Raw genomic sequence first — 13,011 nt, forward strand, 5'->3', positions numbered from 1 at the left:
TGGGGTCCTCGTTCGTGATTCGAAGTGGGCGGTGACGCGGGGCCTTGAGACGGGAGCGGTGGCGGCGGAGGCGGTCGTGGTCGCCGCGGAGGCCAGTAGGGCGGCCGCCGCCAGCGCTGTGAGGGTGGCGCGGGGGTACATGGGGTGGTTCTCCAGGAGGGGGTGGACCGGGGATCAGGGCGCGATGAGCTTGACGGTGCTCGCCCAGCCGTAGCCGCCCTGGCTGATCTGCAGTGCCATGTGCAGCAGTTGGAAGCCCTCCAGCTCGCGTGCGTGCTTGAGCGTCCCGACGTCGACCGCGTGGAGTCCGCCGGAGGTCACCAGCTCCGCGACCAGCGCGCGGGCCGCCTCGTCGTCACCGGCGATGAAGACGTCCAGTGGAGTGCCGCCCACCTGGCCGGCCACCAACGTCGTGGCGAACGTGGTGTTGAACGCCTTGACGACGCGGGTGCCGGGAGCGGCGACACCGGCGATCTCCTCGGCGGCCGAGGTTCCCGGGTCGACGACGAGCGCGTCCAGCGAGGCGTCGACCGGGTTGCTGATGTCCACGAGGACCTTGCCGCTCAGCCGGGCCCCGAGGGCGGCCGTGAGCTCCTTCGCGGCGGTGAACGGCACGGCCAGGACGACGAGTTCGGCGGTGTCGACCGCGGAGTCGTCACCGACACGCACGGCGGCGTCGCCCGCCGCCGGTGCGCTCAGCTCCTCGGCGAGCCGGGCGGCCTTGGCCGGGTCCTTGGCGGTGAGGGTCACCGTATGCCCGCCGGCCAGGGCGCGGGTCGCGATGCCGCGGGCCATGTTGCCGGCCCCGATGATGGTGATCTGCATGATGACTGCTTCCCTTCGCGATCAGTGGGTGTGATCAGCGGTGTGCGATCAGTGGCCGGCGCCGAACAGCGACCGGTTGGCGATGTCGATGATGAACGGGCCGACATGGGCGGGGTAGCGGTCCACGATCGCCTTCTTGTACGCGTCGCCGTCGTCGCCGAGCAGCTCGCGGGCGTCGGTGAGGTAGCGGTGCACGTCCGCGTAGACCTCGGGCCCGGTGGGCAGGCCGTGGCCCGCCAGGATCGTGTCGTAGCCGGACTCGGCGGCCAGCGCGTCGACCGCCTGCTGCCAGCCGGTGATGTCGTTGTTGCCCAGGTAGAGGTGGACGTCGTTGTACACGAGGTCCTGCGCGACCAGGACGCCCTGCTCGGGCAGCTTGATGAGCAGTTGGTCGGCGGCCTCGCCGCCCGATACGGCCTCGAAGACGAACGGAGACCCTCACCCGCGCCTGCGCGGCCGCCACGGGGCAACCCGTCAAGCACGTCATCGACGGCCGTGTCGCCCTGGAGGCCCGGCGCCTGCTCGCCCACACCGACGAGCCGGTGGCGACGATCGCACGCCGCCTGGGCTTCCCCGAACCCACCAACTTCGGCAAGTTCTTCACCCGCCACACGGGCATGCCGCCGGGCACGTTCCGGCAGGTGCATCAAAGCCGGCAGGTGACGCCCGGCGAGGGTGCGGCATGATCGGGGGGACGGGTTGCGAGGAGGAAAGGGGTGTCGGAGCCGTGAACGAGCAGGCGGAGATCTCGACGCCGGGGGAAGCGGCGAACGACGCCCTGGTGCTGGCCTTCGGCCGGTTGCAGGGGGCTGCGAACCGGCTGGAGTACATCCTGGGGCGGGCGCTGGAGGCGGAGTGCGGCATCAGCCACCTGATGTTCGAGGTGCTGCTCATTCTGGGGCGGGCGGGGGATCCCGGACTGTCGATGGGTGCCATCGCCCAGGAACAGGTGCTGACCACGGGAGGGGCCACCCGCCTGGTGGACCGCATGGTGGCGGCCGGTCTGGTCGAACGGGTCGAGGACCCCGGTGACCGGCGTGCGCGCCTGGTGCGCCTGACCGCGCGAGGGGAGGAGACCACGGTTGTCGCGGCCCGGGCGCACGTGGAGAACATCAAGCGCTACTTCCTGGCCCCCCTGCCGGTCGAGGACCGGGAGCGGTTCGCCGAGAACCTCCGCGTCCTCAGCCACACTGCGCGGGACATGCTGCCCCGCCTCCCCTGACGACGGCGCCGGTGGCGGCGCGTGTCCGGTGTGAACCTCTCGGGCGTGATGCGGCGGACGGCGGGTCCCGACCGCTGCGGGGAGGGCCCGGCGCCCTAGGAAGGCGCACGCCGGGCCCTCCCGCGCGGACGGCGGCGACAGCCGGGGTGAGGCTGTCGCCGCCGTCGGTGTGCCGGCGCCGGAGGCAGCCGGCGGGAGTGTGCGTCAGCGCTTGGTGTAGATGAAGCCCAGCTTGTCGATCTCGGCACCGGCGCGCCCGTGGAACCCGGCGATCTGCCACCCCGACGGCGCGGTGCGCGTCACGCAGTCGGACGTGGTGGTTCCGCCGGACAGGCTCCGGCCGAGGTTCGTGGTGAACGTGGCGGAGAAGATCCGGGTGCGGCCGTCCTTCTCACCCCGGCACAGCTGGGCGGAGCTGAGGAATTCCCCGCTGCCCAGGTTCAGGGTCGACACCGTGCCGCCCGTTCCGCCGTGACTGACGACCTTGCCGTCGCCGAGCGTCAGGCCGACACCGTCGACGCGGGTGCCGCCGCGCAGCGAGAGGCTGACCGGGCGGGCGCCCGCCGGAACGGCGTCGATGTCGTTGTAGTAGTCGCCGTGCGGCCCTCCGAACTGGTCGCTGAGCTGGAAGTCCGCGGCGCGCGACCAGGAGAAGTCCACCTTGATCGGGTCGTGGTCGGACAGCATGAGCCCGTCGCCGGTGAGGAACTTGGAGTGTTCGTTGTTGTAGGAGGTGGCGTCCAGGGAGACGAGTTTGCTGTCGCGGTACAGGACCTTGTCCACGACCTCGCAGGTGTTGGGCACGGTGGGGCCGGTCTGGTCGCAGACCAGGGCGTCGCTGCCCTTGGCGGGTGGGGTGCCGCCGCGGATGAGCTCGACCCAGGGATCCGTCAGGCCGTTCGCGGCGGCGAACTCGGCGATGGTGTCGCCGGAGCGCGTGTAGCGGGTGTTGGTGTCGCCCATGACGACGACGGCGTTCCCGGCCGAATGGCTCTTGATGAAGGCCGTCAGCTGGTTGAGGTTGTCCGCCCGCGCGGCCAGGTCGCCGGGGTTGGTTCCGGCATTGGTGTGCAGGTTGTAGAAGTCCACGTACACGCCCTCGGCGAGACGCTGGCGGATGAAGGTGAACCCCTTGGGCGTGAGGCAGTCACCCGAGTCGAACTGGCAGGACTTCCAACGCACCCGCTCGAAGTCGTCGGTGTCGTAGGGGAGCTTCGCCAGGGTGTTGAGGCCGCTGCCGATGCCCGCGCCGCCGCTGGTCGGGGTGCGGTAGGCGTGCGCGGTGTCGCCGGCGTAGAGAAGGGCGTGGTAGTTGAAGTCCTCCTGGACGTTGACGATGTCGTACGGCGCGATCCGCCGGCCGATTTCCGTGGTGGCGGGCTCGCGCGGGGTGGGAGCGCTGGAGATGCTCTCCGGCAGGCCCGCGACGTTGTAGGCGAGGACGCTGAAGGAACCGGACGCGGGGTCTGCGGCAGCGGCGGGGGACGTGTTCGTGATGAACCCGCCGATGGCCACTGACGCCACCGCGATGGAGGCTGTAAGTCGGCGCATGAATCCGGGGCTCCTGACAACGGGGAGTGGGGAGGGGGAACTTACCGTGGGTAACACTCCCCGGCGCCGAATACTCGGTTAAGCGAGACCGAATCTTGACCGACGGGTCCGGACCAGGCGGGCCACCGCATCGGGCATCAGTGCCGACTGTCAACAGATGACAGGCCTTCCGTTACGATGAGTCTCCCCGGAGCCTGAAGGAGGCCTGGTCCGTGACCGGTCCGACGTTTTCCAGTCTGGCCCGCTCGACGACCCTGCGGGAGCAGGCGCTCCTGACGCTGCGAGCGGCGATCACCAGTGGCCGGTACCGGCCCGGTGATCATCTGGGCGAGGTGGAGATCGCGGAGCGGCTGGCCGTGAGCCGCGGGACCGTGAGGGAGGCGCTGCGTCACCTCCAGCAGGAGGGGCTCGTCACCGCCGGCGCCCGGGGCATGCTGCGGGTGTCCCAGCTGTCGCCGGTCGAGGTTCGGGAGTTGTTCCAGGTCCGGGAGGCGCTCGAAGGTCTGGCGATCAGGCAGATCATCGAGTCGTCGCCAGGACCCGAGGCGCTTCGGGCCCTGCGGGACGCCGTGGCGCGGCTCCACGCCGCCGTCGAGTCGGGTGCGGACCTGAGTACCAAGGTAGAGGCCGACCTCGCCTTCCACCTGATGCTGTGCGAACTGTCGGGCAACTCCGTCCTCCTGAAGACCTGGCGCGGGCTCGAGGGGCCGATCAGGGTGGTCGTCATGAGCGCGGCGGCCGAGCGGCGCGAGGTGGCCATGGCGGCGTCGGCTCATCTGCCGCTCGTCGAGGCGATCGAGCGCGGTGACGCGGCCGCGGCGCAAGGCGTGCTGCGCGCCCACATGGCCGCCGCCGTCGAGCAACTCGGTGCCGCGGACACCGGGGACGACCAGGCCGCTCTCTGATCCTTCCCTCCTTCTCGAAAGGCCCGCCGGCGACCCGCTGGTGGGCCTTTTTCGCTGCCAGGGGTTGACACGTGCGGCTGCACTCCCCAGAGTCGACTCTCGACTGTTAACAGTCAACAGCCAACAGGCGCAGTTCAGGGACGGACCGTTCCGTCAGCGATCAAGGAGGATCGACATGGCTGCTTCCCCGCCCCCCGGACCGTCGGCCGAGGGCTCCCCCGAGCGCATGAGAGTCGCCGTCGGCTGCGGTGTCGGCGCGACCATCGAGACCTATGACTTCATCGGCTTCGGCACGGCCGCGGCGCTCTACTTCGGCGATGTGTTCTTCCCGGACTCCGACCCCTTGTCCGCCACTCTGCTGTCCTTCGCCACGCTGGGCATCGGCTTCGCCGCCCGCCCCCTCGGCGGTGTGATCGCCGGCCACCTGGGCGACCGCATCGGACGGAAGCCGGTGCTGGTCGGATCGCTGCTGCTGATGGGCGTGGCGACGGTCCTGATCGGCTGTCTGCCCACCTATCAGATGGTCGGTGTCTGGGCACCGGTGCTGCTGGTGGCCGTCCGCATCGTCCAGGGTCTCGCCTTCGGCGCGGAGTGGGGTGGCGCCATCCTGATGACCTTCGAGCACGCGCCGTGGCGACGGCGCGGTCTGTACACGGGGATCACCCAGGCGGGCTTCCCCGTCGGTCTGCTCCTGGCCAACCTGGCCTTCCTCTTCAGCCGGCACACCCTGGACGACACCTGGGCCTGGCGGGTGCCGTTCCTCCTGAGCGCCGTACTGATCGCGGTCGGCATCTTCATCCGGCTCAAGATCGACGAATCCCCGCAGTTCGAGGAGTTGAAGGAGTCCGGCGACGTCGCCAAGAACCCCCTGGGGGAGGTGCTCCGCAAGGACTGGCGGGGTCTGCTGCGGGCTTTCTGCCTCAGGACCACGGAGACGGCCGGATACGCGGTCTCGGTCACCTTCGTCCTCTCCTACCTGAACGACGACCGCGCCCCCGACGTCTCCAGCGGTGTCAGCCTCACCGCGCTGGTGACCGCCGCGGCCCTGGGCATCGCCACCACGACAGGATGGGGACTGTTGTCCGACCGCGTCGGACGCCGACCGGTGTACCTGCTGGGCTGTGCCGTGACCCTGCTCTGGGGCTTCCCACTCTTCCTGCTGGTCAACACGGGCATCGCCGCGCTCGTCCTGGTCGCCTTCGTGATGAGTTACGCGGTCTGCCAGAACTCCCTGGCGGGCGTCCAAGGGGCGTGGTTCTGCGAGCTGTTCGCCACCCGGACCCGTACCGCAGGCACGTCGCTCGCCTACCAGCTCTCCGCCGTCGTCTCCGGGTTCACGCCCATGATCGCGACCGCGCTGTACTCCGCCGTCGGATGGACCGGCCCGGCCGTCCTCTTCAGCTTCTACGGGCTGCTCGGCCTCGTCGCCACCGTGCTGACCCGCGAGACCTGGGGAGCGCCCGAGCGGCGGCAGGCCGACCTGGCGGCCCGGGCAGCGCGCGACACCACCGCTCCCGCCGCCCTGTCCCACTGACTCGCACCCCAGAAGAAGGAGTTGACGTGGCCCCCACCGCCACCACCACGCCGGCCGCAGGTCCCCGGACCGCCCCACCCGCGTCGCACGCCGAGCGACTGCGTGCTCTGCGCGAGTCCGCGTACCGCATCCGCACCCACGCCCTGAACATGGCCGAGGTCCAGGGCCAGGGCTACGTCGGACAGGCACTCGGTGTGGCCGACGTCCTCGCCGTCGTCTACAAGGACGTGCTCAACCACCGTCCCGAGGACCCGGAGTGGCCCGGGCGGGACAGGCTGCTGCTCTCGATCGGGCACTATGCCATCGCCCTGTACGCGGCGCTCGCTGAGGCAGGAGTGCTCGACACCGCGGAACTGGAGACGTACGGAAGTGACGGCTCCCGCCTGCCCATGTCGGGCATGGCCACCTACACCCCCGGCATGGAGATCTCCGGCGGCTCGCTCGGGCACGGCCTGGGCATCGCCGCCGGACTGGGGCTCGGCCTGCGCCACCAGGGCAGCCGCGCGCACGTGTACAACCTCCTCTCGGACGGCGAACTCGACGAGGGTTCCACCTGGGAGGCCGCCCTGGCCTGCGCCCACCACGGCCTCGACAACGTCACCGCCATCGTCGACGTCAACGCCCTGCAGGCCGACGGTCCGACGAACGGCGTGCTGCGTACCGAGCCCGTCACCGACAAGTGGGAGGCGTTCGGCTGGCACGCGGTCCGGGTGGACGGCAACGACGTCGACGCCCTCGTCGCGGCCTTCGACAGCCTGCGCACCCACCGGGGCTCGCCGTCCGTGCTCGTCTGCGACACCCGCGTCGGCCGCGGCGTGCCGATGCTCGAGACGCGGGAGAAAGCGCACTTCCTGCGGGTCGAGGAGCACGAGTGGCAGATCGCCCGCGACCAGCTGACCGAGCGATTCCACGCCGAGTGTGCCGACCGGAACGCAGCGACCGCAGATGAGGAGCACACCGCATGAACTCCGTCGGCGCCCCCGCAACCGGCACGCGCAGGCTCACCACCTCCGCCATGATCGCCTCCATCGCCGAGGAGGGCCAGCGCACCGCCAAGGCACCTTTCGGGCACGCCCTCGCCCGGCTCGCCGACCAACGGCCGGACATCGTCGGCCTGTCGGCGGACCTCGCCAAGTACACCGACATGCACGTCTTCCGCGAGGCGCACCCCGACCGCTTCTTCCAGATGGGCATGGCGGAACAGGCGATGCTCGGCGCGGCCTCGGGGCTCGCCGAGTCGGGTCTGACGCCGTTCGCCTCCACCTACTCCGTCTTCGCCACCCGCCGTGCCTACGACTTCCTGTGCCTGGACATCGCCGAGCCGGGACTGAACGTCAACGTCGTCGGCGCCCTGCCGGGACTGACCACCGGCTACGGCCCCAGCCACCAGGCCACCGAGGACCTGGCGATCCTGCGTGCCATGCCCGGTCTGACCATCGTGGACCCGGCGGACTCGGTCGACATCCAGCAGGCCGTACCCGCCCTGGCCGCGCACCCCGGCCCCACCTATCTGCGGCTGCTGCGCGGCGCGGTCCCCACCGTGCTCGACGAGTACGACTACACCTTCCGGCTGGGACGCGCCGCAGAACTGCGCGGCGGGCGCGACGTGTTGTTCATCTCCACCGGCCTGATGACGGTACGCGCCCTGTCCGCGGCCCGGGAACTCGAACGCGACCACGTCGACGCCGCGGTCCTGCACGTGCCGACCATCAAGCCGTTCGACCGCGAGGCCGTCGTCCGGGAAGCGGCGAAAGACCGGCTCGTCGTCACCCTCGAGAACCACAGTGTGATCGGAGGCCTGGCGGAGTCCGTCGCCTCCAGCCTGGCCTTCGCCCGGGTGACGGCACATCTCGTCCCGGTGGGTCTGCCGGACGAGTTCCTCGCGGCGGGCGCCCTGCCCACGCTGCACGACCGGTACGGCCTGTCGGTGGCGGCGATCAAGGACCTGGTCCGCCGTGAACTGTGAATCCGAGAGCCACTGACCCGACCACCGTGAACTCACCGCCCCCGTCAGGAGCCCGCATGACCACCCCGAACAGCCCGCGCACCGCCCTCGTCACCGGAGCCGGGTCCCGCCGCGGCATCGGCCGCGCCACCGCGCACGCGCTCGCGGCCGACGGCTACGCCGTCGCCGTCCTCGACCTCGACAAGGAAGCCGCCGAGGAAGCGGCCCGTGACGTGGCCGCCCGCCACGGGGTCCAGACCCTCGCCCTCGCGGCGGACGTCACCGACGCCGATGCCGTCGACGCCGCCGTCGCGCAGGCGGAAGCGGCCCTGCCGCCCATCGGCGCGCTCGTCAACAACGCGGGGATCACCTCGCCCGTGCCGTTCCTGGCAGTCTCGCCCGCCGAATGGGACAGGATCTTCGACGTCAATGTGCGCGGCGGCTTCCTGGTCACCCAGCGTGTCGCCGCAGGCATGGCGGAACGAGGATTCGGTCGCATCGTCTTCCTCTCCTCCGTCTCCGCCGAACGCGGGGGAGGGGTCTTCGGCGGGGTGGCCTACTCCGCGGCCAAGGCCGGACTCCTCGGGTTCGCCCGGGCGCTGGCCCGCGAGCTGGGCCCGTCGGGCGTGACGGTCAACTGCGTGGCACCCGGTCTCATCGACACCGACATCACGCAGGGCAAACTGGACGAGGCCCGCAAGGCGGCCATGGTGGCGGACATCCCCGTGCGCCGGATCGGGGGCGTCGCCGACGTCGCCGACGTCATCGCGTTTCTGACGCGGCCCGGCTCCGGATACGTCACCGGAGCCACCTACGACGTCAACGGCGGTTCCCACATCCACTGAGACGCACTGAGATGACGGGCCCGCTGCCTCAGCGGGCCCTTTCTCGCGGTCGAAAACGTCCGGGCGGTCGCATGCTTGGCGGCTATTTGACCTGCGGCGCAGGCCTGTGTTCACCGGGCGGGGCAAGGATCGGCGATGACCGCTGCTCGCCCTGGGGAACCAGTGTGGCGAGCGACACGTGGCTAGGGAAATATCTGACGCGTCAGGTACTGTTGAGTCAGGTGAAATCGCCCGCACCGGGCGGGTCCCCCACCGTTCTGCCGAGGTCCTCGATGAAGCTCATCTACGTTTTCGATGCCTACTGCGGCTGGTCCCACGGGTTCTCCCGGGCCCTGCGTGAAGTGGCCTCGCGGCATCCGGAGCTCGACGTGGACGTCGTCTCCGGCGGCCTGTTCACCGGGCCCCGCCGGGTGCCGATCCGCCAGTTCGGATACGTCCAGGGAGCCAACGCCAAGATTGCCGAGCTGACCGGCGCCGAGTTCGGTGAGGCGTACGACCGGCTGATCGCGGACGGTTCGTTCGTGATGGACTCCGAGGCCGCCGCGCGTGGCGTCGCCGCCCTGCGCCAGGTCGCGCCCGCGCGGGAAGTCGAGCTGGCCACCGCCCTCCAGCGAGCCTTCTACGTCGACGGCCGCAGCCTTTCCGATCCGGCGACGTACCGGAAGGTGGCCGAGGAGGCCGGACTGGACGCCGACGCCGTGATCGCCGCCTTCGAGGCGCCCCCGGCTCAGGAGGCGGCCCAGGCCGACTTCCGCCGGGCGGCCGCCCTGGGCGTCACCGGCTTCCCCACGCTCCTCGCCGTCGACGGTGACCGAGTGACCCCGCTGGCCTACGGAAACGCCACCGCCACCGAGGTCGAGCAGCGGCTCTCGTCCCTCACCGCCCACTGAGCTTCCCCCCCGTCCCCAACCGCCCCACACCGCAAGGAACAGCAATGAGCGCTCTCTCCTTCAAGGTCCTCGACCTCGACTTCCCCGCCGGCAGCAAGAACAAGACCGCCACCCTCGTCACCGGCGAGAACGAGGCACTCCTCGTGGACGCCGCGTTCACCCGCGCCGACGGGCACCGCCTGGCCGCCGAGATCCTCGACTCCGGCAAGGAGCTGACCACCGTCTTCGTCAGCCACGGCGACCCCGACTTCTACTTCGGCGCCGAGGTCCTCGCCGACGCCTTCCCGGAGGCGAAGTTCGTCGCCACCCCGATCGTCATCGAGCACATCCGGCACTCCTACGAGGGCAAGCTCAAGGCATGGGCGGCCGTGGGCGAGAACCTGCCGACCCGCCTCGTCGACCTGGAGCCCCTGACCGGCGACCTCACCCTCGAGGGAAACCGTTTCGAGCTCAAGGGCGGCCCGGCCGATCTCCCCGACCGGCACTACCTGTGGCAGGCCGGGCATCGCGCGATCCTGGGTGGTGTGCTGCTCTTCCAGCAGGAGCACGTCTGGGTCGCCGACACCCCGACCCCAGGTGACCGTTCCGCGTGGATCGGCCTGCTCGACGAGATGGCCGGCCTGCAGCCGGAGCTCGTCGTCCCCGGACACCGTCTGCCCGGCGCTCCCGCCGACGCCTCCGCCATCACCGCCACCCGCGAGTACCTCGTCGCTTTCGAGGAGGAGCTCGGGAAGGCGGCCGACGGTGCCGCGCTGACCGACGCCCTCGTCAAGCGCTACCCCGACAACGGCATGCTGATCGCCGCCCAGATCGGCGCGAAGGTCGCCAAGGGCGAAATGCAGTGGGGCTGACGATGAGCGACTTCACCACCTCCACCGCCCCCGCCGACGTCGTACGCCGCCAGTACCTGGCCTCCGCGGCCGGTGGCCTGGCAGCCCTGCGTGCCACACTCGCCCCCGACGTGGAGTGGACGGAGATGGCCGGCTTCCCCCTCGCCGGCACCTACCGCACCCCCGAAGGCGTCACCTCCAACGTGATGGAGAAGCTCGGCCAGGACTGGGACGACTGGGCGGCCCACGACGACACCTATGTCGTCGACGGCGAGAACGTCGTCGTCCTCGCCCGGTACACCGCGACCCACAAGGGCACGGGCAAGCCGATCGACGTCCGGGTGGCTCATCACTTCGTGGTGCGCGGCGGCCTGATCGTCCGCTTCGAACAGTTCACCGACACCGCGCTCGTCCGCGATGCCATGACCCCGTGAGGCCTCTCTGATGAACCCGACCGTCGTGCTGGTCCACGGTGCCATGCACACCCCGTGGATCTTCGACCCGCTGCGTGAGCGGCTCACCGCCCGCGGCATCGAGTCCCTCGCCGTGCAGCTGCCCAGCAGTAACCCCGACAGCACCGCCGCCCAAGGGCTGACCGAGGACGTCGCGGTGCTCCGTGCCGCCGTCGAGGCAGTCGCGGGGTCCGTCGTCCTCGCCGCCCACTCCTACGGTGGTGTTCCCGCCACCTGGATCGCCGCCGAGTCGGACCAGGTCGTCGAACTGGTCTACATCGCCGCGTTCGCCCTGGAGCCGGGCACCTCGATGATGGAGTGGATGGGCGGCGACTTCCCGCCCACCTGGAACCACTCCCCGGACGGGCTCGCCGTCAAGGCGGGAGACGCGGAGGAGTCCATCTTCAGCGGCGTAGACCCCGTCCTGACCGCCGAGGCCGTCAAGCGCCTCAACTGGCAGGGCATGCGCGCCTTCACCGAGAAGCTGGGCGCTGCGCCGGCGGACGTCCCGCTGACGTACGTGGTGGCCACCGGGGACCCGGCCCTGCCGCCCCCCGTCCAGGAGCAGTGGGCCGGCCGGGCCGCGCACATCCTGCGCGTCCCCTCGGGGCACTCCCCGCACCTGTCCCACCCCGACGAGGTAGCCGGCGTCCTCGCGGAAGCGGTGGCACGGGCCACGACCGGTGACTGACGTCGACCGGACCGGCCCCAACGGCGGGTTCCCGGCGTTCACGGACGCCGGGAACCCGCCTTCACTCATGTAGCCGATCATCGCCTTGGTCTTGTCCACCGCCTCGTCGGTGAGCGCAGCTGCCAAGCTGAGGGGCATTCATCCGATGTATCGGACGCCGAGGACGTGACGCCGGCGTTGCCGGCGTTGACAGGACTCCGAACCTACCGATCTACGCGACATGAGCCGGTTCCGCTCACCCGCTCCCGCCCTTGCCCGGCACGCTCGTACGAGCTTCCAATGAGGTGTTCCGCCCCGGTCAAGGAGGCCACCGGCGCGTAGGGAAATACATCCGAGGTATCCGTTGCCAGCGGGTTTCTCTTGCGTCTACAGTCACGCTGTAGTCATACATCCGATGACTGGGAGAGCACGGAAACCGGCCGTCGCCTCCCTCCGTGAACCGCCTGGGCAAGGGAAGGCCGCGAGTGAAACTGCTGAGGGTCGGCGCCACCGGCGAGGAGCGCCCAGCCGTCCGCACCGACGAGGGCCGGCTGCTGGACCTGTCCTCCGTGACCTCCGACATCGACGGCGCGTTCCTCGCCTCGGACGCTATCGACCGTGCCCGCGCCGCGGTCGCCGCGGGAAGCCTCCCCGCACTGGACGCCGACGGACTGCGGACCGGCCCGCCCGTCGCACGCCCCGGCAAGATCGTCTGCGTCGGGCTGAACTACCGGGACCACGCCGCCGAGACCGGTGCCGCGATCCCCGAGCGGCCGGTGGTGTTCATGAAGGACCCGGGGACCGTCGTCGGACCCTACGACCAGGTGCTCGTCCCGCGCGGCTCGGTGAAGACCGACTGGGAGGTCGAACTCGCGGTCGTCATCGGCCGCCGGGCCCGCTACCTGGACGGCCCGGAAGCCGCCCGGGCCGTCATCGCCGGATACGCGATCAGCCATGACGTCTCGGAGCGGGAGTTCCAGCTGGAATACTCCTCGCAGTGGGACCTCGGCAAGTCCTGCGAGACCTTCAACCCGCTCGGACCGTGGCTGGTCACCGCGGACGAGGTCGGCGATCCGCAGAACCTCGGGCTGCACCTCAGCGTCAACGGCGTGAAGAGGCAGAACGGACACACCCGGGACATGATCTTCCCGGTCGAGCACATCGTGGCCCATCTGAGCCAGTACATGGTCCTGGAGCCGGGCGACGTGATCAACACGGGTACGCCGGCCGGCGTGGCCCTCGGTCTGCCCGGCACTCCCTACCTCCGCCCGGGCGACACCGTCGAACTCTCCGTCGACCGGCTCGGCAGCCAGCGCCAGACCTTCGGCCAAGCATGAAAGGC

General features: G+C 70.5%; 13 protein-coding genes and 2 pseudogenes. 12 read left to right on the forward strand and 3 right to left on the reverse strand.

Features of this window, described 5'->3' with window-relative positions; genetic code table 11:
• Positions 1-174: 174 nt before the first annotated feature.
• Positions 175-825 carry an NADPH-dependent F420 reductase gene (locus tag FDO69_RS23015; protein WP_104781739.1) on the reverse strand — a complete coding sequence of 217 codons (651 nt, stop codon included), beginning with the start codon at positions 823-825 and terminating at the stop codon, positions 175-177.
• Between the two features lie 48 nt (positions 826-873).
• Positions 874-1,263: pseudogene (locus tag FDO69_RS23020) on the reverse strand (MBL fold metallo-hydrolase); the annotation flags it as partial.
• Between FDO69_RS23020 and FDO69_RS23025 the strand changes: the two are divergent.
• Positions 1,257-1,511 (forward strand): annotated as a pseudogene (locus FDO69_RS23025) (helix-turn-helix domain-containing protein); the annotation flags it as partial. The pseudogenes FDO69_RS23020 and FDO69_RS23025 sit on opposite strands and share 7 nt — an antisense overlap.
• Positions 1,512-1,552: 41 nt before the next feature.
• The gene (locus FDO69_RS23030; RefSeq protein WP_104781740.1) at positions 1,553-2,047 is read left to right on the forward strand and encodes a MarR family winged helix-turn-helix transcriptional regulator; all 495 of its coding nucleotides are present in this window, start codon (positions 1,553-1,555) and stop codon (positions 2,045-2,047) included.
• Positions 2,048-2,251: 204 nt separating this feature from the next.
• Here the strand turns inward: FDO69_RS23030 and FDO69_RS23035 are convergent, their stop codons facing one another.
• Complete coding sequence (locus tag FDO69_RS23035) at positions 2,252-3,598, reverse strand: jacalin-like lectin (RefSeq protein ID WP_104781741.1); 1,347 nt, start codon at positions 3,596-3,598, stop codon at positions 2,252-2,254.
• Positions 3,599-3,810: 212 nt separating this feature from the next.
• Between FDO69_RS23035 and FDO69_RS23040 the strand changes: the two genes are divergently transcribed.
• The 10 genes from FDO69_RS23040 to FDO69_RS23085 all read left to right on the forward strand — a co-directional run bounded on the left by FDO69_RS23040 (position 3,811) and on the right by FDO69_RS23085 (position 13,006).
• Positions 3,811-4,503, forward strand: coding sequence for a GntR family transcriptional regulator (locus FDO69_RS23040; protein WP_104781742.1), 693 nt, complete (start codon positions 3,811-3,813; stop codon positions 4,501-4,503).
• Positions 4,504-4,678: 175 nt separating this feature from the next.
• Positions 4,679-6,037 carry an MFS transporter gene (locus tag FDO69_RS23045; protein ID WP_104781743.1) on the forward strand — a complete coding sequence of 453 codons (1,359 nt, stop codon included), beginning with the start codon at positions 4,679-4,681 and terminating at the stop codon, positions 6,035-6,037.
• 26 nt (positions 6,038-6,063) lie between these two features.
• Positions 6,064-7,002 (forward strand): transketolase, encoded by a 939-nt coding sequence (locus tag FDO69_RS23050; protein ID WP_199838303.1) that lies wholly within the window; start codon positions 6,064-6,066, stop codon positions 7,000-7,002.
• Positions 6,999-8,003 carry a transketolase family protein gene (locus tag FDO69_RS23055; protein ID WP_104781744.1) on the forward strand — a complete coding sequence of 335 codons (1,005 nt, stop codon included), beginning with the start codon at positions 6,999-7,001 and terminating at the stop codon, positions 8,001-8,003. The genes FDO69_RS23050 and FDO69_RS23055 overlap by 4 nt, the downstream gene beginning before the upstream one ends.
• 56 nt (positions 8,004-8,059) lie before the next feature.
• The gene (locus FDO69_RS23060) at positions 8,060-8,827 is read left to right on the forward strand and encodes an SDR family NAD(P)-dependent oxidoreductase (protein WP_104781745.1); all 768 of its coding nucleotides are present in this window, start codon (positions 8,060-8,062) and stop codon (positions 8,825-8,827) included.
• Positions 8,828-9,099: 272 nt separating this feature from the next.
• Positions 9,100-9,717 carry a DsbA family protein gene (locus FDO69_RS23065; RefSeq protein ID WP_104781746.1) on the forward strand — a complete coding sequence of 206 codons (618 nt, stop codon included), beginning with the start codon at positions 9,100-9,102 and terminating at the stop codon, positions 9,715-9,717.
• Positions 9,718-9,761: 44 nt separating this feature from the next.
• Positions 9,762-10,568, forward strand: coding sequence for an MBL fold metallo-hydrolase (locus FDO69_RS23070; RefSeq protein ID WP_104781747.1), 807 nt, complete (start codon positions 9,762-9,764; stop codon positions 10,566-10,568).
• Positions 10,569-10,570: 2 nt separating this feature from the next.
• Positions 10,571-10,981 (forward strand): nuclear transport factor 2 family protein, encoded by a 411-nt coding sequence (locus tag FDO69_RS23075; protein WP_199838301.1) that lies wholly within the window; start codon positions 10,571-10,573, stop codon positions 10,979-10,981.
• A gap of 10 nt (positions 10,982-10,991) precedes the next feature.
• Positions 10,992-11,690: an alpha/beta fold hydrolase gene (locus FDO69_RS23080; protein ID WP_104781749.1), complete on the forward strand. Its 699-nt coding sequence runs from the start codon at positions 10,992-10,994 to the stop codon at positions 11,688-11,690.
• A 464-nt stretch (positions 11,691-12,154) separates the two neighbouring features.
• Positions 12,155-13,006, forward strand: a complete 852-nt coding sequence (locus tag FDO69_RS23085; RefSeq protein WP_104781750.1) for a fumarylacetoacetate hydrolase family protein — start codon at positions 12,155-12,157, stop codon at positions 13,004-13,006.
• Positions 13,007-13,011: the final 5 nt, after the last annotated feature.

The organism is Streptomyces tibetensis (genome assembly GCF_007655005.1).
GTDB classification, from domain to species: Bacteria; Actinomycetota; Actinomycetes; order Streptomycetales; family Streptomycetaceae; genus Streptomyces; species Streptomyces tibetensis.

Bases quoted from the DNA above. Each gene is read 5' to 3' on its own strand.
- FDO69_RS23035 (WP_104781741.1), bottom strand. From the start codon at position 3,598: ATGCGCCGACTTACAGCCTCCATCGCGGTGGCGTCAGTGGCCATCGGC.
- FDO69_RS23080 (WP_104781749.1), top strand. From the start codon at position 10,992: ATGAACCCGACCGTCGTGCTGGTCCACGGTGCCATGCACACCCCGTGG.
- FDO69_RS23045 (WP_104781743.1), top strand. From the start codon at position 4,679: ATGGCTGCTTCCCCGCCCCCCGGACCGTCGGCCGAGGGCTCCCCCGAG.
- FDO69_RS23075 (WP_199838301.1), top strand. From the start codon at position 10,571: ATGAGCGACTTCACCACCTCCACCGCCCCCGCCGACGTCGTACGCCGC.
- FDO69_RS23060 (WP_104781745.1), top strand. From the start codon at position 8,060: ATGACCACCCCGAACAGCCCGCGCACCGCCCTCGTCACCGGAGCCGGG.
- FDO69_RS23015 (WP_104781739.1), bottom strand. From the start codon at position 825: ATGCAGATCACCATCATCGGGGCCGGCAACATGGCCCGCGGCATCGCG.
- FDO69_RS23055 (WP_104781744.1), top strand. From the start codon at position 6,999: ATGAACTCCGTCGGCGCCCCCGCAACCGGCACGCGCAGGCTCACCACC.
- FDO69_RS23065 (WP_104781746.1), top strand. From the start codon at position 9,100: ATGAAGCTCATCTACGTTTTCGATGCCTACTGCGGCTGGTCCCACGGG.
- FDO69_RS23070 (WP_104781747.1), top strand. From the start codon at position 9,762: ATGAGCGCTCTCTCCTTCAAGGTCCTCGACCTCGACTTCCCCGCCGGC.